Origin of the sequence: Actinomadura craniellae (assembly GCF_003289645.1) — a bacterium.
Taxonomy (GTDB): Bacteria; Actinomycetota; Actinomycetes; order Streptosporangiales; family Streptosporangiaceae; genus Actinomadura_D; species Actinomadura_D craniellae.
Window position 1 is genome coordinate 537,604 of record NZ_QLYX01000003.1, and the last position, 18,357, is coordinate 555,960.

At 72.0% G+C, this 18,357-nt stretch carries 10 protein-coding genes; 5 read left to right on the plus strand and 5 right to left on the minus strand.

Annotated features, from left to right (window positions below; all coding sequences use genetic code 11):
• Nucleotide 1: 1 nt before the first annotated feature.
• Nucleotides 2–4,204 (minus strand): BREX system serine/threonine kinase PglW, encoded by a 4,203-nt coding sequence (gene pglW, locus DPM19_RS09355; RefSeq protein WP_158566737.1) that lies wholly within the window; start codon nt 4,202–4,204, stop codon nt 2–4.
• A gap of 163 nt (nt 4,205–4,367) precedes the next feature.
• On the opposite strand from pglW, the gene DPM19_RS09360 reads away from it, so the two are divergent.
• Together DPM19_RS09360 and DPM19_RS09365 are read left to right on the plus strand one after the other, a co-directional pair.
• Nucleotides 4,368–6,131, plus strand: a complete 1,764-nt coding sequence (locus DPM19_RS09360) for a DUF262 domain-containing protein (protein WP_111864854.1) — start codon at nt 4,368–4,370, stop codon at nt 6,129–6,131.
• Nucleotides 6,128–7,144 carry a CBS domain-containing protein gene (locus DPM19_RS09365; protein ID WP_111864856.1) on the plus strand — a complete coding sequence of 339 codons (1,017 nt, stop codon included), beginning with the start codon at nt 6,128–6,130 and terminating at the stop codon, nt 7,142–7,144. Before DPM19_RS09360 ends, DPM19_RS09365 begins: the two co-directional genes overlap by 4 nt.
• A 72-nt stretch (nt 7,145–7,216) precedes the next feature.
• Here DPM19_RS09365 and DPM19_RS09370 read toward each other — a convergent pair whose 3' ends face one another.
• Together DPM19_RS09370 and DPM19_RS09375 are read right to left on the minus strand one after the other, a co-directional pair.
• On the minus strand, nt 7,217–8,959 hold the full coding sequence (locus DPM19_RS09370) for a phospholipase D family protein (protein WP_111864859.1): 1,743 nt from the start codon (nt 8,957–8,959) through the stop codon (nt 7,217–7,219).
• A 200-nt stretch (nt 8,960–9,159) separates the two neighbouring features.
• Nucleotides 9,160–10,029 (minus strand): hypothetical protein, encoded by an 870-nt coding sequence (locus DPM19_RS09375; RefSeq protein ID WP_146778790.1) that lies wholly within the window; start codon nt 10,027–10,029, stop codon nt 9,160–9,162.
• A gap of 389 nt (nt 10,030–10,418) precedes the next feature.
• On the opposite strand from DPM19_RS09375, the gene DPM19_RS09380 reads away from it, so the two are divergent.
• The 3 genes from DPM19_RS09380 (at nt 10,419) to DPM19_RS09390 (ending at nt 13,287) form a co-directional block, all read left to right on the plus strand.
• Nucleotides 10,419–11,315: a helix-turn-helix domain-containing protein gene (locus DPM19_RS09380; RefSeq protein ID WP_158566738.1), complete on the plus strand. Its 897-nt coding sequence runs from the start codon at nt 10,419–10,421 to the stop codon at nt 11,313–11,315.
• A 262-nt stretch (nt 11,316–11,577) separates the two neighbouring features.
• Nucleotides 11,578–11,838, plus strand: coding sequence for a peptidoglycan-binding domain-containing protein (locus DPM19_RS09385; protein ID WP_111864867.1), 261 nt, complete (start codon nt 11,578–11,580; stop codon nt 11,836–11,838).
• Nucleotides 11,839–12,339: 501 nt separating this feature from the next.
• Nucleotides 12,340–13,287 carry an alpha/beta fold hydrolase gene (locus DPM19_RS09390; RefSeq protein ID WP_199484940.1) on the plus strand — a complete coding sequence of 316 codons (948 nt, stop codon included), beginning with the start codon at nt 12,340–12,342 and terminating at the stop codon, nt 13,285–13,287.
• On the opposite strand, the gene fxsT is transcribed toward DPM19_RS09390, so the two are convergent.
• Nucleotides 13,232–17,179: an FxSxx-COOH system tetratricopeptide repeat protein gene (gene fxsT, locus DPM19_RS09395; protein ID WP_111864872.1), complete on the minus strand. Its 3,948-nt coding sequence runs from the start codon at nt 17,177–17,179 to the stop codon at nt 13,232–13,234. The genes DPM19_RS09390 and fxsT overlap by 56 nt on opposite strands.
• Complete coding sequence (locus DPM19_RS09400; RefSeq protein WP_111864874.1) at nt 17,172–18,356, minus strand: TIR-like protein FxsC; 1,185 nt, start codon at nt 18,354–18,356, stop codon at nt 17,172–17,174. The genes fxsT and DPM19_RS09400 overlap by 8 nt, the downstream gene beginning before the upstream one ends.
• Between the last annotated feature and the right edge of the window lies 1 nt (nt 18,357).

Here is an 18,357-nt window from a genome sequence, read left to right on the forward strand (position 1 = left end):
CTCACATACTCCTGATCAGATCGGAGGTGAAGCCGCTGGGCACGGCCACCTGTTCGCTCTCGCCCTGCGCGCCGACGGCGTGCCCGTCGAACGCGGCGTCGTGCCGGGGGTCGGGCATCGGGCACAGCAGCCACAGCCCGTCGGGGCGTTCGGCCGGGTCGCCGGCCGCCAGCCGCAGCCGGGTCAGCAGCTCCAGCCCGCCGGGGTACCGGCCCAGCGGGGCCGGGTCGTGCAGCAGCACGGTGCCGTCCAGGGCGCGCACCCGCTCCTCGATGCGGGCGAACGCCTCCGCGACCAGCCGGGCCAGGCCGGTGCGGGCGGCGGGGGACGCGTCGGGGGAGTCGGCGGCCAGCACCGTCTCCCAGCGCGGCCTCCCCCGCTCGGTGACGATCGCCCGCAGCTCCGCCACGAACGTGTCGGCCACGTGCAGCACGGTCACGCCGGGCACCGTGCACAGCGCGTCGCGGACCGCCGCGGCCTCGTCCGCCCACGCCTTCACCGCCAGGAACCCGCCGCGCTCCACCGCGTGGCGCAGCCGCTGCCACGTCTCGTCGGCGGGGGTGTCGGCCCCCAGCCGGGTGCCGGTGCCGGGCAGCGGGGGACGCCCGCCGGACATGCCGGTCAGGGTCCGGCCCCGCAGCACGAAGCGGGAATCCTCGCCCACGCCGTCCACCAGGACGGTGACGCCCAGCTCGCGTTGCAGCAGCCGGCGCAGGTCACCGGACCCCTCGGGCAGGTTCGCCAGCTCCGGGAACCGGGCCAGCACCCGCTCGCGCAGCCGGCCCGGCTCGATGCCCCGGCCGCCCAGGAAACCGGCCGCCTGGGCGAGCGTCAGCGCCTTCGCCGGGTCGAGGTCGCGGGGATACAGCTCCAGCCGGGCCGTCGCCGCCGCGTTCCGGGACGCCCCCGCCGCCAGCGACACCAGGTCGGTGTCCGACAGCGGCGGCATGCCCTCCGGCCGGGGCACCGCCGACAGCTCCCGGTTCACCGCCGCGGGGCTCGGCAACGGCGCGGCGGCGTCCGGCAGCGCCACCAGCCGGTCGGCGCGCGCGCCGAGCTCCACCGCGTAGTCGAGCAGCTCCTCCTCCACCGGGGCCGACGGGTCGTCCTCGGCCACCGCGGCGACCAGCACCCGGTCGTGCGCCCGGCGCTTGGCCAGCCGCGGGTTCTCCAGGTGCTCCTCGGTCTCCACCGCCGCGCGGACGCACGCGGCGGCCACCGCCTGCCGGGCCGCCGGGTCGTCCAGCGCGCAGCCCCGGGCGGCCAGCAGCGCGGCGGCGAGCTGCCCCGCCTCCATCACCCGGCCGTGCGCGTTCAGCAACTCCAGCACGGTGGCCCGCAGCGCGGTGACCGCCCGCGCGCTCTTGGTCCACCGGGCGCGGGCCGCGCCCAGCAGCCGGGCCACCTGGGACGGGTCCATCTCCAGGTAGGCGGCCACCTCGGCGTGCGGCGCCCAGGGCGGCACAGGGGAGGGGCGGCCCTCGGCGTCGGGCAGGGCGAGCAGCAGCCGCACCACCCGGGACCCGATGCCGTCGGCGTCCTTCGGCGGCAGCCGGTCGGCGACCTCGTCCAGGCCCAGCCGGCGCAGGTCGGTGACCACCGCGACGTCGGACTCCGGCGACCGCTCGGCGACCGCGAGCTGCTGCCGCCACTCCCGGGCCCGCCGCTGCAGCTCGTTGCGCGGGCCCAGCCCCACCCCGCGCAGCCGCTGCACCCGGGTGGCCGGGATCCGGGCCAGCTCGCCGACCGTGGAGACCCCGAGCTGCTGCAACGCGGCCGACAGCGCCCGGGCCGACAGGCCGGCCGCCACCAGCGGGGTCGCCTCGGTCGCCAGGGCCGCCGCCGTCTCCCGGGCGTCCTCGGGGGTGCCGGCCCGCTCGCCGACGGTGCCGGCCGTGGTCGCGGGCAGCGTCTCGTCGAGGTCGCGGAACACGTCCGACCAGGCGAGCGTCATCTCGGTGAGGGAGGCGTGCCGCCGGGCCGGGTCGCGGTGCAGCGCGGTGCGGAAGAACGCGACCAGCCGGTCGCGCAGCAGCGGGTCGAAGCTGTCCTCGGCGAGCTGCGGCACCTGCTCGCCCTCGGGCAGCAGCCGCGGCTCCACCACCCCGTCGCCCCAGGCCGGCAGCTCGGCCCCGGCCATCTCGTGCAGGGTCATCGCCACCGCGTACCGCTCGGCCGCCGCGTCGTAGACCGGGCGCCGGTCGCCGCCCAGGAACGGGTCGAGGTACGGCGGGGTGCCGACGTGGGTGTTGCGGTCCGCGGCGTCCGCCAGCGAGAAGTCGAACAGGACCAGGCGGCGGCCCTTCTTCGGCAGCTCCTTCAGCGCCAGGTTGTCCGGCTTGATGTCGCGGTGCCAGACCCCCTCGTCCTCCAGGTACTGGACGGCCTGGAACAGGTGGCCGCCCAGGGTCTGCAGCTCGTCGATGGTCAGCCTGCCCTGGCTCTTGAGCGCCTGCGCCAGGGTCTGCCGCCCCGCCTGCTCCAGCACCAGGTAGGTGCGATCGCCGATCTCGTGCGGGCCGCCGACCAGACGGACGATGTACGGGCTGCCCAGCCGGCCGAGCTGGGCGGCCTCGTGCTCCAGCCGGGTGCGGCCCGCCGCGCTCAGCGCCACCTTCAGCACCCGCTCGTGACCGTCGCGGGTGACCAGCAGGGCCTTGGCGGTGGAGCCCTTGCCGAGCACCTTCTCGATCCGCCAGCCCGCCACGGTCGCGCCGCGGGTGGCCTCCAGCAGGTCGGGCTCGTCGGCCCGGTCGGGCGCGGTGAGCTCGTCCTCGACCGCCTCCAGCTGGTCGAGGAAGCTCCGCACCGACTCGTACCGGTCGGCCGGCTGGAGCGCGGTCGCGCGCCGCACCAGCTCGTCCATGGCCGGGCTCATCGCGTCGTCGACCGCCGACGGCACCAGCGCGCCCTCCGCGCCCAGCCGCTGCGCCAGCTCCCGGCGGTCGGGGGCGGGCGGCCGGGCGGTCAGGATCAGGTGGGTGAGCGCGCCCAGCCCGAACACGTCGAGCTGCGCGCCCTCGGCCTCCCGGCTGCCGAACTCCGGGGCCAGGTACGGGCCCGCCGAGTTCTCGATGTGCGCGTCGAGGGAGGTGTCGCTGGTGGCGCTGGTGTCGGGCCGGGCCGCGACCTGCCAGTCGCAGATCCGCAGCCGCGGGTAGCGACCGTCCAGCTCCACGTGGACGCTCCGGGCGGCCAGCGCCCGGTGGTAGAGGTGCCGGCGGTGCGCGTGGTCGAGCGCCTCGCCGAGCTGGCGCACCATCTCGGCCCGGGTCTCGACCGGCAGCTCGGCGCCCCGCTCGGCCATGAAGTGGTCGAGCCGCGTCCAGGCCGCGCCGTGCCGGAACACGATCGACGGCCCGGCCTCGTGCTCGTCGCTGAACTGCTCGGCCTGGACGATGCCCTCGTGCGAGATGCCCTGCAACGCCAGGTACTCGCGGCGGGCGGCCCGGCGGGTGGAGAGCCGGTCGTCCCGGGTGGCGCCCAGCTCCGACAGGTAGACGCGGATGCGCCGCGGCTGGTCGCCCGGCAGGGCGGTGTTCTCGGCGAGGTAGTCCTCCCAGGTGGGGCCGGCGTCGAACGCCTTGGGGGCCAGCTCGAACGGGCCGACCCGGCGGTGCCTGCGCAGCCCGGCGACGCCGATCTTGGTGAGCAGCTTGTGCAGCTGCTTGGAGACGGGGACCAGGTCGCCGCGCGGCGGGCCGCCCAGCAGGCCCCGCCAGATGCCGGGCAGGCCGGTTCCGGCGCCGTCCCGGCCGTAGACGTTGATCTTCTGGACGTCGTCGAACTCGCAGCGCAGGTCGGGGGCGGACAGGAACACCGCGGGGGCGATGTAGGGGATGCGGAGCCGGGTGAGGCCGAGTTCCTTGGCCGCCCACTCGAGCTGCTCCCTGAGCTGCTTGCACTTCAGGTCGGCCAGGTGCAGCGGGTTGTCGAACGAGCGCGTCCGGTCGTGGCCGTGGAAGATCCAGGTGCCGCCGCTGTTGATCGCCCGGCCGGGGTGGCTCTTGATCTCGACGAGGAAGAGGCCGGCCCGGGTGGCGGCGAACAGGTCGACCTCGCGGACGTGGCCCGTCCGGGCGGTGAAGGTGAACGTCTGCCAGGCGCGGTAGGGGTCGGTCCGCGGCATCTGGTCGCGGACGTGCCGGAGCGCGTCCTCCTCCCAGGGGAAGTCGGACCGCGGACCCCACCAGCGGTTGGACACCCCGCCCCCTCCATGCATGCCGTCGCGGAGTAGCAAGCTTACGGCTGGACAGGGGCGGCGCGGGCCGGCGAAAGGGTTTTCGATCAAATGGGAGTGAATGGCGTTGTGATACTCGCTAACGTTGAGTCACGCCAATGTCGCCGTCGCCCCTCCGGAGATGCCCATGCCTCTCGACGAGCCGCCGCTGAGCACCGTTCTCGACGAAGTCGCCGACGGGCGCATCCGGCTGCCGGATTTCCAGCGGAACTGGCTCTGGGACGACGAAAGGATCATCTCGATCCTCGCCACGGTGACGATGAGCTACCCGATGGGCGTCATCATGACGCTGGAGACGGGCGGGCCGGGCGCGGTCTTCAAGACCCGGCCGCTGGAGGGCACGCAGGACGCCGCCCGCCAGGCCGAGCAGCTGCTGCTGGACGGGCAGCAGCGGATGACCTCGCTGTTCCAGGCGCTGCGCTCGGGCCATGTGGTGGAGACGGTCGACCAGCGGGGCAAGGAGCTCAAGCGCTGGTACTACATCGACATTCACCAGGCGATCGACCCGCTGACCGACCGGGAACTCGCAATTCGGTCGGTACCCGAAGACCGTATTATCCGGTCTGATTTCGGGCGCAAGATCGAACTGGATCTCAGCACCGGCGACCGGGAACGCGCGCAGGCGCATTTTCCGCTGCATCTGGCCTTCGACAACGACCGGATGATGGATTGGATGTTCCAGTACGTCGGGGCCGATTCCGGGCGGCGGGCGACCTGGACCACGTTCAAGGCGATGGTGATCGACAATCTCACCCAGTACCGGGTGCCGATCATCAAGCTGTCCAAGGACACGCCGAAGGTCGCCGTCTGCACGGTCTTCGAGAAGGTCAACACCGGCGGCGTCCCGCTCACCGTGTTCGAGCTGCTGACCGCCACCTTCGCCGCCGAGGAGGCGTACTCGGCCGAGCACGGGCACGACTTCCACCTGCCCGACCACTGGGCGAGCACGCACGAGGAACTGTCGGCCGCCTACCCCGTGCTGTCGGGGTTGCAGAGCACCGACTTCCTCCAGGCGGTCTGCCTCGCCTCGACGTACCACGAGCCCGGCGTCGCGGTGAGCTGCAAGCGCAAGGACATGCTCGAACTCAAGCTCGGCACCTACCTCGACTGGGCGCCGAAGGTCACCGACGCGCTGCACTGGGCGGGCCGGTTCCTGGAGGAGCAGTGCGTCTTCCGCCCCGAGGACCTGCCGTACCGCCAGCAGCTCCAGCCGCTCGCCGCGATCCGCACCGTGCTGGGCGCCGGCACCGACGGCGCGGAGGCCCGCGAGAAGCTGGCGCGCTGGTACTGGTGCGGCGTGTTCGGCGAGCAGTACGGCGGCTCGCCCGACAGCCGCTTCCCCCGCGACGTCGAGCAGGTGGTCGGCTGGATCCGCGGCGGCCGGGCGCCCGACTCGGTGCAGGACGCGCGCTTCGTCGAGACCCGGCTGCTGAGCATGACCACCCGCAACAGCGCGGCCTACACCGGCGTGTTCGCGCTGCTGCTCAAGCAGGGGTGCACCGACTGGTTCTACAGCGACAAGCCGCTGACCGGCGACCTGATCGACGACTACAAGGTCGACATCTACCGGATCTTCCCGGCCGCCTGGTGCAAGAAGCAGGGCATCGAGGCCCAGCGGCAGAACAGCGTGGTCAACAAGACCCTGCTCTCGCACCGCGCGAGCCGGGCCCTCACCACCCGCCCACCGGACGTGTACCTCAAGGTGCTGGAGCGCGAGTCCGGCATCCAGCCCAACTGGCTGGACGACGCCCTCCTCACCCACCTGATCGAACCGCTGCCGCTGCGGGCCGGCGACTTCGACGCCTTCTTCGCCCGGCGGATGGCCGAGCTGGTCCGCCTCATCGAGGAGGCCATGGGCCGCAAGGCCGTCCGCGCCGAGGAGGAGTCGTGACCCCCGAGGAGTTCCTGACCGACGCGGCCGGCCGCGGGGCCGCCGACCCGATGAAGATCACCGTCCGGGACCTCCTGGCGATCTGGGGATACGCGACGCGCACGTCCAAGGCCGTCGCGGACATCGGCTCCGACCTCGCCCAGGCCGGATTGACCACGTCCCCGCCGTTCGACGGGATCAGAGACGTCCGGGAACCGGTGACGGTCGCTCCGCTCGCCCCGCAGGCCGAGGCGGAGGACGAGACCGGCGACGAACCCCCCGACATCGAAGACCGCTTCCCTGCGGTCTCGCTGTGCGTGGAAGAGTTGCCGAGCGCGAGCGCCGGAGTGCTTTCGGTCGGAATCAACGAACCGCTCCAGCGTGCCCAGACGCTGATGATGGATTCCGACTACTCGCAACTCGCGGTGCTCGACGGCAGCCTTCTCCGCGGGGCGATCAGCTGGAGTTCCATCTCGGCGGCGCGCATCGCGGGCTTCGACGGCTCGCTGCGCGGCGCGCTCATGCCGGAGTCGCCCGCGGTCCTGCACCCCAAGGACAAGCTGCTCGACAAGATCGAGCACATCAACGAGCGGGGCTTCGCCTTCGTCGCGGACACCGCCGGACTGCGAGGCATCGTCACCACCGCCGACATCTCCCTGCAGTTCGCCCGGCTCACCGGCCCGTTCCTGCTGATCAGCGAGATCGAGCGCCGCATCCGGCGGCAGATCGAGAAGGTCTGCCCCGACCTGACGGAACTCCAGGCCGCCGCGTCACAGAGCGCGAAGAAGCCCGCGGACGTCGACTCCGTGCACGAGCTCACCTTCTTCCAGGCCATGCTCGTCCTGGAGAAGGAGCACATCTGGAAGCGCCTCCAGTGGGACCTGGACCGGGGCTACTTCGTCGAGCGGCTGAGAGCGGTCAAGACGATCCGCAACGAGGTCATGCACTTCCGCCCCACCCCCGTGAGCGCCGAGCAGGCCGCCACCCTCACCAAGTTCGCCAACTGGCTCCGCTGGCTCGACCACCAGCCCTGACCTCCTCGATCGGAGCCCCGGAGCCGCCCGCCCGCTGCGGGGACGGGCGGGTGACTCCGGGGAGGGCGCGGGTCAGAACTTCTTGCGGGAGTCCGCGTCGAACCGGTTGTGGTCGTCCTCCGAGTAGGGGGCGCCGGCCGGGACCGGCAGGACGTAGGGCTTGATCTCGGCCTGGAGTTTCGCGGTCGGGGGTGCGCCCTTGAGCCAGGTGGGCTTCCAGAGGCCGAGTGCCCGGTCGAGGTCGTTCAGTTCCTCGCGCTCCGCCTGGTACAGGTCGAGGCGGTCCTCCTCCAGGGTGAGCCCGCAGTACTTGGCCCACAGGTCGCGGCGCAGCTTGTGGACGACGGACTTCGGGTTGGGGTCGATCATCGCGATCGACAGTTCGATGTCGGTGAAGAGGCTGCGGCGCATGCAGTTGGCCGAGCCGACCGCGCACCACAGGTCGTCGATGATCACCGTCTTGGCGTGCACCACCGTCCCCTCCCACCCGTAGCAGACCACGTTCGGGAACTCGCCGACCTTGACCGGGTCGGGTTTGAGCCCCTTGAGCAGGTGGTTGTTGACCGCCTCGGACATGTCACCGGTCGGCGGGTCCTCCGGGTCGCCGCCGTGCAGCAGGATCACCTTGAGGTCGGGCACCTCGCCCAGCCGGATGTGCAGCCAGTCCATGACGTCCTGGCTGCTGAACGCCTGGTCGGCGATGAAGACGTAGCGTTCGGCCTTGGAGATCGCCTTGCGCAGCGCCACCTTGAACTCGAAGGTGCCGTGCGGCGCGAAGCTCAGCGGCTTGCGCTGGAAACCGGTCGCCTGCGTCATCAGGAAGCGCATCAGCGAGTTCTCCGGGTACAGCCAGGTGGGCCCGGACGAGGTGAAGTTCATCTGCGGCACGGTGCGCAACACCTGGACGCACTGGCCGGTGTCCTTCCGGACGGCGATCGGCTTGATCGGGACGAACTTCGGTGCCGACGAGAACCGGGACGGTATCTCCAGGTTGTTGACGTGGAAGGCCTCGACGGGCTGGCCGGACTGCTCCGTCCACAGTTGCCCGAAGAAGGAGTGGACGGCCTGTGCGGCGGGCCCCTGCACCTTGACCGCCACATCGTGCCATCCGGCCTCCTGCCGGCCGGGCGCCGGGTCGAGCCCGCCCACGTAGGCGCACGTCTTCGTGAAGTCACCGCAGACGACGGTCTTGAGGTGGGCGGCGCCGAGCGGATGGGCCATCGTGTTGAGCATGATCCGGCCCTCGTGCCCGGAGCCGAACTTCTTGCGCAGCTCGGCCACGCTCAGCAGCGTCTGGATGTTCAGGGTGGTGATCCCCCCGGCGGTCTTGCCCACCAGCTCGTACTTGGGCGCGAACGGCGACGTCCAGGCCAGCACCCGCACGTCCACCCCGGCGGCGTGCAGGTCGACGAGCCGGGAGAGCAGGGTCTTCTTGCTCTTGGGCAGCTTGATGCCGGTCCGGACGACCTGGATCGACCACTGCTCGCCCACCTTGGGGAAGTTCTTGGCCAGCACGCCGACGGTGGGGCCGAACGGGACGACGGGGATGTGCCCGGAGACGTCGAGGAGCCCCAGCCACCAGGCCGTCATGTAGAAGTACCGGTCCTGGGCGCTGGAGTTGATCAGTGCGGTGATCTCGTCGTCGAGCGCCTCGAAGTAGGCGGTGCCGTCGATGTACGCCTTGACGATGTTGCTCTGGACCTCGCTGAGCGTCTGCTGCCTCGGGGCGGTCTCCCCGGACTTCTCGGCACCGGAGTCGAGTTCGGAGGAGAAGTATTTCTTGATGATCGCATCCGGGCTGGAAGCGGAATGCATGAGCACCTCACGACGGGATCAGGACGATGGCTGTGCACCGCGGAGAACGGATCTGGCAGGCGGTTCTTCGCCGGAGAGACGTGGCGCGGGCGACGCCTCGCGCCGTGTCGCCGGGGCCGTGCGGGCGGCCCCGGCGACGTCACGCCGGCGCTCCGGTCAAGGGGAGGGCGGCGTCGTGGCGGGCGGCCGCGGTGTCCGGCTCAGGGGAGGGCGGCGGTGACCGCGGCGCCGTAGCGGGCCAGGTCGATCTGGTGCTTGGCGCTCCTGATGACCATGGCGGTGAGGAAGTCACCGGCCGGCACGCCGAGGGCGGCGCGGGCCGCCGCGGTGTCGCCGGGGTGGGGCATGCCGGTGACCGCGTGGGAGGTGACGATCGCCCGGACCGTGTTGCGCGCGACCTCGCCCGCCCGCCCGCTGGTTCCGATCACCGTGCTGTCGTTGGGGGAGAACGGCAGGGCGGCCCAGGCCGCCACGGTCGCCGGGCGGGCCACGCCCGGGGTGCCGCCCCAGTAGTCCAGCGCGATCAGCGTGCCGAGGTTCCGCGTCAGGGTGTTGAATTTCGTCCCCGCGAGGTTCTGCTCTCCGCCGTAGTCGGCGTGCACCTGCGTCAGCGCCGCGGCGTGGGCCGCGATCGGGCCGTCGGTCACCTCCATCTCCAGGACCCTGTCGGAGGTGTCATCGCCGAGCGCGAGGCGCACGGGGGCGGGCAGGGCCGTCCGGGTGAGGCCCTGCCACCACCACGGGAGGTAGGTGCCGCGGTATCCCTGGCTGAGCAGGGCGTTTCCGTTGGGGTGCTTCTCCAGGACGCAGATGTGCACGCCGTCGAGGTCGATGTTGAACAGGGTGATGTGGGCGACGGGGGCGCGCAGCAGAGTGGTCAGCGCGGTCCCGGCCTGCGCGGCGGTCTGGCCCCCGGCGGGAAAGTTCTGCACCTGCGGGGGCGCGATGGTGAACCCCGCGGTGCGCAGTGCGGCCACGGTGGCGTTCGCGGTGTTCCCGCAGTCGCCCCAATGCTGGGACAGCTGGTTGACTCGCCTGATGTCTTTCTGGATTTGGGGGGGCAGGGCCATGGCCAAAATGGACTCCGAGGGGTGAGGTGGGAGGAGTGCTGCCGTAATGATGCGGTTCGGTCCTGGCCAGGTCAATGACTTTCTCTGGTCGAATCGAATTCTGTTTCCGCCGTCGCGCCAGTGGCGGATCAAGGGGATTTCGGAAATTCTTAAAATAGGGTAGCCGAAATGAATGCCCGCAGATTCCGGTGCGTTCTTTCGGGCTGTTCCGGCGTGCGGAATCCCCGTAGCGTGCGCTGAAAAGCGATTCGCCTGCTTCGTGCTCCGTTGGTACCGGCCGCCACCACCCGGACGGAAGGGGCCCGAGGGGAGGCGGGCCCGCCGCGCAGGTGCGGCAGGCGGGCAAGAATGGTCAAGTGGGGCGCCCGGCGCGTTGTTAGGTTGTGGCCGTGACCCTGACCCGTGACATCCTGCGGCTGCTGGCGGCGGTGAACGACCGCCGCCGCGGCGACGTCTCGCTGTCGGCCCTGTCCGCGCTGGCGCACCGCTCGCCGTTCAACCTGCACCGCAGGTTCCGCCAGGCGGTGGGCGAGACGCCCAAGGCGTACACGTCCCGGGTCCGGCTGGCCCGGGCGGCCGCCGAACTGCTGTCCACCGACCGCGCCACGTCGGCGATCGCCCTCGACCACGGGTTCGGCAGCCACGAGGTCTTCACCCGGGCGTTCACCCGCCACTTCGGCGTCAGCCCGCGCACCTACCGGGCCCGTGGCCTGCACGTCGACGACGACCGGGCCGCCGCCGTCCACGCGGCCACCGTGTCGGCGGTGGCGCCGTGCGTGGGGCTGTACCGCAGGACCACCACCGAGAGGAATCCCCCCGTGCCCGTCGACATCGTCGTCAAGGAACTGCCCGTCACGTATGCGCTCATCATGCGCCGGCGCATTGCCCGCGAGGAGGTGGCCGCGACGCTCGGCGAGTTCCTGCCCGTGCTGTTCGCCTACGCCCAGCGGCACGGCCTGGCCATGAGCGGGCCGCCGTTCGCCCGCTACCCGGAGATCGGCATGGGGTCCCTCGTCATCGAGGGAGGGGTGCAGCTCGCCGCACCCGCACCGCACGAGCCCGGCGACGGCATCGAGGCGCTCACCATCCCCGCCGGGCCGGCGGCCGTGGCCATCCACCACGGCCCGTACGAGCGCCTTCCGGAGACCTACCAGGTGATCGAGTCCTGGATCCAGGACGAGGGCCGGTCGGCGGCGGGACCCCCGCGGGAGATCTACCTGACCGACCCCGGCGAGCGCCCGGACCCCGAGACCTGGGAGACCGAGATCATCCAGCCGCTCACCTGACGGCCGGGCGCCCCGCCGGGACAAGGAAAAGTGGCCGAGGATATGCGGTTCAAATCTTGCAGGTTAACTTTTCCAGCCGGTCGGCCATCCGCGTGAAGTGAACAGATAACCGAGCCTTGCCGGTTACGGTCCTGCGCGAAATAGACGATCACCCTATCCTTGGAGGCAAACAAAGTGGCGGCCAGGAGGGGCATTCGATCGACGATTGTGGTGGTAGAGCCGGTGCCCGGCCGTCGAGTCCTCGTCCAGTGAGGAGCGATCCATGGCCAACGTCATCCAGGCCATCCGGGTCCTGCCGTTCCCCGGTCGTCTGCTCACCCAGCCACCGCTGATGCGCGGTGACGACGTGCGGATCTGGCAGGTCCAGATGCTCAAACGCGGCTGGCGCATCAAGGTCGATGGGGCGTACGGGCCGAGAAGCGAGAATGTCTGCCGCGAGTTCCAGCGGGAGAAGCACCTGACGGTCGACGGGATCGTCGGGCCGCACACCTGGAAGGCCTCGTTCGAGGCGCCGATCACCTGACCGAGACGAGAACCCGGGTCCGCTCCGCCAGGGGCGGACCCGATCCTGTGCTGACCTTACTGCGTACAGGCGGCCCGTTTCGGGGCCGAGCCGGTGCGCCATCGGTAACAGGGGATTCACCGGCAGGTGATCGGCCGTCAATCGGCGTCCACCAACCTGAGCGGCAGGGGAAACGACCCGATGTTGATCGCCCGAGCCCGGCCGGTGATCGGGCAGCACGTGGAAACCGCTCCACGAGAGCGGCCGCGTACCGCACCGGCGGGCCGGCGGTCTTCCCCCGCTCGCATCAGCGTCCACGAACGGGGCAGGCCCCCTTGCGACGGCATGGTGACCACCGGAGGGCGCCGCGCATCCGGCCGCGACCGGCCTTCCGGAGGGCACCCAAGAACAGCGGTATTGGCAGTACCGTTCGGTGGGGAACGGTGCCAGTCTGAGGAGGGCACGGCTGCCGCCCCGCGGAGCGGGCGGCCTCCGCGGTCCGAAGGCGGGAGGAGGCGGCGGGTGGTGCGGTTGATCGACGCGGGCGACGGCCGGAAACTCGCCGTCGAGACCTGGGGAGCCCCCGACGGAATGCCGGTGTTCCTGCTGCACGGCACCCCGGGCAGCCGCAGCGGCCCCCGACCCCGCGACATCGTCCTGCATCGCCTCGGCGTCCGGCTGATCTCCTATGACCGGCCGGGGTACGGGCGTTCCGACCGGCAACCGGGCCGGACCGTCGCCGACGCGGCACGCGACGTCGAGACCATCGCGACCGCCCTCGGCGTCGAGCGGTTCGGTGTGGTGGGGCGTTCCGGTGGCGGGCCGCACGCGCTGGCCTGCGCGGCGCGGCTCCGGCGGCGGGTGGTGCGGGTCGCGGCCCTGGTCAGCCTGGCCCCCGGCGACGCCGACGGCCTCGACTGGTACGGGGGCATGAACGACTCCAACCGGCGGGAGTACCGCACCACCGACGACGACGTCGACTTCCTGGCCGCCGACCTGATCGACCGGGCCAAGCAGATCCAGGAAGATCCCGACAGCCTGGTCCGCCGCCTGCTACCGGAACTGGAACGGGCCGACCGCAGGGTCGTCGAGGACGTCGGGCTGCGCCGGTTGCTCGGCCAGACGTACCGGGAGGCCGTACGGCTCGGCGCCGACGGGTGGATCGACGACGTGCTGGCCTTCCGCCGCGACTGGGGGTTCGAGCTGCCGGCCATCAGGGTGCCGGTGCTGCTGTGGCACGGCGCCGAGGACATGTTCTCCCCGGTCGGCCACACCCGCTGGCTGGCCGAGCGGATCCCCGGCGCCCTGCTCCGCGTGGAGCCTGGCCTGGCGCATTTCGGCGCGGTGGAGATCCTGCCCCGGATCCTGGCGTGGATCGCCGAACCCGCCGCTTCGCGCCCGGAGGCGGCCGGTCTCAGAACCGCTGCGGATCCAGGGCGCGCAGCAGCCTCCGGCCTTCCCGCAGGGTGACGATGTTGGGGTGCCCGGCGCCCAGCCGGGCGCCCAGCCGGTCGATGATCATTTGACGTTCCTCCAGGGCGTCGTGCTCTCCGAGCTCGTGCCGGGTGAGCAGCAGGTTCGCCCGGCAGCGGAGCGCGTCGGGGTGGGTGGGCTTCAGCTTGCGGTCCATCAGCTCCACGGTCTCCTCTTCGATCTCCGCGGCCCGCTCCCGGACGCCCTCGTCGGCCAGCAGGACCGCCAGCACCATCCGTGCCGCCAGCGTGTAGGGGTGCTCGGGGCCGAGCGTTTCCCGCAGCCGTGCGGCCGTGGTCTCGGCCAGGGGCAGGGCGGATGATCCGTCGCCGGAGAGCCGCAGGGCGGAGACCAGGTTCACCCCGCAGGCGAGCGTGTGCGGGTGGTCGGGGCCGAGCCGCCGCTCGTAGATGTCCTGGACCGCGCGGATCTCCGTCCGGGCCTGGTCGAACCGGTCGAGGACGAGCCAGTTGGCCGCGCGGCTCAGCCGGCAGGCGAGCATGTCGCTGCTGTCGGCGCCGAACCGGCGTTCGAGCCGGCGGGCCGCCTCGGTGAAGTGCTGCTCGGCCTCCTCGGCCCGGCCGGTGCCGCGCAGCGCCACCCCGAGCAGCACCTGGGCGTTCAGGGTGGCCCGGAAGTCCCTGCCGAGGGCCTGGACGGAGGTCTGCACCACGTCGGCCATCCGGGTGGCGGCCTCCGCGTACTGGCCGGCCTCCAGCAGGTCACACCCGACGGAGGTGGCGGAGTGCAGCGTGAGCGGGTGCTGGGTGCCGAGCGTGGCCTGGCGCCGGGCGAGGATGTCGGTGTCGAGGGCGAAGGCCGCCGCGTAGTCGCCCATCAGCCGGTGGGAGGTGGCGAGGTTGTTGGCCGCCGCCAGCGTCCGGGAGTGGTTCTCGTTGAACAGCTCGGACCAGGATCGGTGCGTCACCTTGTCCTGGTCGAGCGCGTTCGCGTACTCGCCCAGCGCCCGCAGGCCGGCGGCCAGGCTGCCCGAGGTCAGCAGGGTGTGCGGGTGCTCCTCGCCCAGCAGTTCCCGCTGCCGGACCAGCAGGGCCTGGTTCAGTTCGTGGCTTTCCTTGAACCGCGCCAGGTCGCGCAGGATGTTGGCCAGGTGGAACTGCAGGTGCAGCAGTTGCCGCCGCAACGCCGGGTCGTCGCCGGCGGCGAGCATCTCCGCCCAGTCGGCCTCGATCTGGCGGGCCTGCGATTCGCCCGGTTCCAGGTCGTCGCGCTGCCACAGGTAGCGCACCCGGTCGATGAACAGCTGGCGGACCGGTTCCTCGGTGGATCGCACGGCCCCGGACGGCTGCAGGTGCGGCCAGATGAGCCGGTAACGGTCCCAGGTGCGCGGGTCGTCGACGTCCTCGCGGGGCCGCGCGGCGGCGAGCACCTCGTGGACGATGCGGCGCGCGGCGGAGATCTCGGCCTCGGTCATCCGGTCGCGCACCACCGCCTGGACCAGCCGGTGGATCTTGATCTGCCGGCCGTTGGAGTCGAGTTTGAGCAGGGCCAGCCGGTTGATCTCCTGGATCACCCGTCCCATGACCATCGGTTCGGACAGGGCGGGGTCCAGCGGCACCAGCGCGGCGGCCATGGCCGGGTTGTAGAGCAGTTCGAGGCCGATGTCGGGGGCCAGCACCGAGCACAGTTCGAACAGCCGGGCGGCGGCCGGGGAGTGCTGCCGCAGCCGGTCGAGGGACAGGTCCCAGGCACGTGCCAGCGGCAGCGGGTAGTTGGTGATCTGGCTGATGGACAGGGTCTGCGGGCCCTGCCGTTCCAGTTCGAGCAGGTAGTCCGCGACCGGGGTGCCGGTCTCGTCGAGCCAGGCGGCGGCGGTGGCGACCGCGAGGGGCAGGTCGCCCAGGACCTCGGCGACCTGGTCGGCCTCCTCGTCGGTGATCGACCCGACCCGGTCGTGCAGGTGCTGGACGCTTTCGGCCCGGCTGAACACGTCGACGGTCAGCGGTCGGGCGCGGTCGCTCCACGCCCGGTTCCGGGAGGTGATCAGCACGTGGCCGCTGCCGGACGGCACGAGCGGCATGACCTTCTCGGGCAGTTCGGCGTTGTCGAAGACCACGAGCCAGCGGTCCACCACCCGGCTCTGGCTGAGCAGGGTCAGCACCGTCCGGGCGACGTCGACCTCCGCCACGCTGGTGCTCGGCCCGGCCTGGTAGACGTTCTGGATCTGCCAGCCGAGGTCGACCAGCGAGGCGTCGATGAACTGCGGCTGCTCGCAGTCGATCCACCACACCAGGTCGTAGTCGGACTTGTACTGGTAGGCGTACTCCAGCGCGACCTGGGTCTTACCGACGCCGCCGAGCCCCTGGAGCGCGACGGGGAGGACGACCGCGGTGTGGTGCGCGTTCAGTTCCGTGCGGAGCCGCCGCAGGTCCTCCTGGCGCCCGGTGAAGCGGACGTTCCGGGCGGGAGCCTGGAAGATCTTCGGTTCGTCGCCGGGGTAGCGGGGCGTGGCGGCCTCCGCCGCCTGGGCCGAGGCCCGGCCGACGATGCCCACCAGCCGGAACAGGTACTTGATGGCCTCCTGTTCGTGCATCCCGGCCAGGGAGACCGACCCGGTCGAGGGGTAGTGCGCCGGCGGGCGCATGTCCGTGACGTAGACGGCCAGGGCCCCGGCGTCCGGGGACGGCGGCTCGCGGCGCGCTTCCAGGTAGGCGGGGGTGATCAGGGAGAGCACCCGGGGGGCCGCCGGCCCGCCCACCTCCGGCAGGGGCGTCTCCTCGGCGGGTTGCGGCGCGACGTCCAGGCCGGCGGCGCGCAGGACGCCGGCGATCCATTCGGCCCACAACTCGTCGTCCTGGCTGTGGTCGAGGAGGATCTTGTTGGTCTCGGCCGGGAGCCGCCGGGTGAACAGCGACCTGGTGTACAGCCGCACCGACGGGTCCAGCGGCGGCAGCGCGGTGATCTCGTGCTCGGTGATCTGCGCGGTGAGGCGTTCGAAGGACGACAGCAGCGACCGCGGCGAGCCCGGCGGGTCGCCGAAGACCGCGAGGGTCTCCTCGTAGGCGTAGAAGGGCTGGTAGGGCACCTCGACCGAACCCCAGTACTCCTGCCGCTGCTCCGCGGTCAGCCCGGCCGGCAGGTCGTGGAACAGCCGGGCCGCGACGGCCCGCCCGGTGTCGGCCATCTCCTTCTCGGCCGGGTCGACGCGCATCGGGACGGGCAGGATGCGGATGCCCTTGGCGGCGTAGGTCTCCTTGATGGTCCGGGCGACCTGGGCGGCGCCCTCGGTGCCCTGGATGCTCAGGGTGAAGCAGTCGACCAGCACGTCCGGCAGGTGGACGGTGCAGATGTCGGCGATGTCGCTCAGCCCGGTCCGGCTGTCGATGAGGACGTAGTCGTAGTGCCGTTTCATGTCGGCGCGCAGCCGGTCGAAGAACAGGGCGCCGCGCAGGTCGGTGTAGAAGCGGTCCCAGTCGAGGGCGCCCAGCGTCGCGACGTAGTAGTCGTTCTGCCGGCCCGAGGACAGGAAGTCCAGGCCGCCCCCGTCGGGGAAGTCCCAGTCCAGGGAGAAGGCGTACCGCTGGACCCGGGCGCAGTCGTCGACGACCGGCTGGATCCGTTCCGCGACGGCGGCGTCGGCCTCGTCGTCGTCCTCGAACTCCGCCCCGGCCTTCATGACCACGGCGGAGGCGTCCCGCTCGTACTTGCGGATCATGTCGATGACGCCGGGGGCGTCCCGGATCTCGGTGTCCATGAACGGGCGGTAGAAGCGGTACAGGCCGGGTGACTCCAGGTCCCAGTCCGCGACCAGTACCCGGCGCCCGTTGGCGGCGAGGATCCAGGCCACGTTGGCGAGTGCCATCGTCCGCCCGGTGCCGCCCTTGTACGAGTAGAAGGTGACGATCTTGCCGTCGCGCCGGTCAGGCATCGTGCTCCTCCAGGGGAGGCTCGGGTGGGGTCGGGGGGCTCAGCCGGGGACGGCTCAGTTCGGGGGCCGGCGGGCGCTCCCGCCGCGGGGCCCGGGCGTGCCGGAGGTACTGCCGTTCGGCCTCGGTGATGAGCGAGGGCAGCAGCGCGACGAAGTCGCGGAGCGAGCCGATGCCCGCCGCGGCCTGGCGGGCCGCCGGGGTGCCGGCCCGGCCGATCGCCGCCCTGGCGTCGTCGGCCGGCCCGCCGGCCCGGTCGAGCACCAGCACGGGCAGCATCCAGGGCGGCAGGTCGCGCAGCAACGCCCGCAGCACGGCGCCCTCCTCGTCCGCGGCGGCGAAAGGCGGGTCGATCAGGACGATGCCGGGCCGGTCGGTGGGCGGGCGCCCGGCTTTGCCGATTCCTTCGGTGACGACGGCGAAGTCCAGCCGTTCGGCGATCTCGGCCGCGTACTCGGCCAGGGGGAGCCGCTGCTGCGGCGGGAAGGGCCGCCACCGGCCGTCGGTGGACGCGACCAGGATCGTGAAGACGGCGGGGGACTCCTCGGGGCCGAACGCGCTGCCGATCTCGCCGATGTCGGGCACGGCCGAGGGGCCGAGCGGCTCGTTCTCGGCGAGCGTCACGATCCGTTCCGCCAGCCGGTCGACGACCTGCCGGTAGGTGTCGCGGTAGGGGCGCAGCCGGAGCAGGGCCCGCAGCCCGTTCTCGGCGTACTCGGGTTCGGCGGCCCCGACCTCCAGGGCCTCCCGCAGCCCGGGCGGGTCCTGGCCGCGGGGGAGCGGGATCCACAGTGCGGGGACGAACCGCCGCAGCGGCTGCGGTTGCCCGGCCCAGACCATCCGCCGGTGGAAGCACGCCCACTCGCGCCCGGGCCAGGACCGGGCGAAGTAGCCCGGCGAGTACAGCGGGACGAAGACCTCGGCCCGGCCCAGTGCGGCGGTGAAGGACTCCTTCCAGTCCGCGCCCAGCGGGATCTCCCGGTCGAGGAAGCCGGGCGCCGGGCCGGAGCCGGGCGCGGCCCGCCGGACCGCCGCGGTGAGGTCGTCGAAGAACTGCTGCACCCACTGGTCGGGGTCGGACCGGTCGTGCCCGGCCAGCGGCGGTGAGTGCGCGTAGCTGAGGAAGAAGTAGCCGCCGCGCCGCTCGCTGCCCTCGGCTGCCTTGTCGGTGCCGGTCACG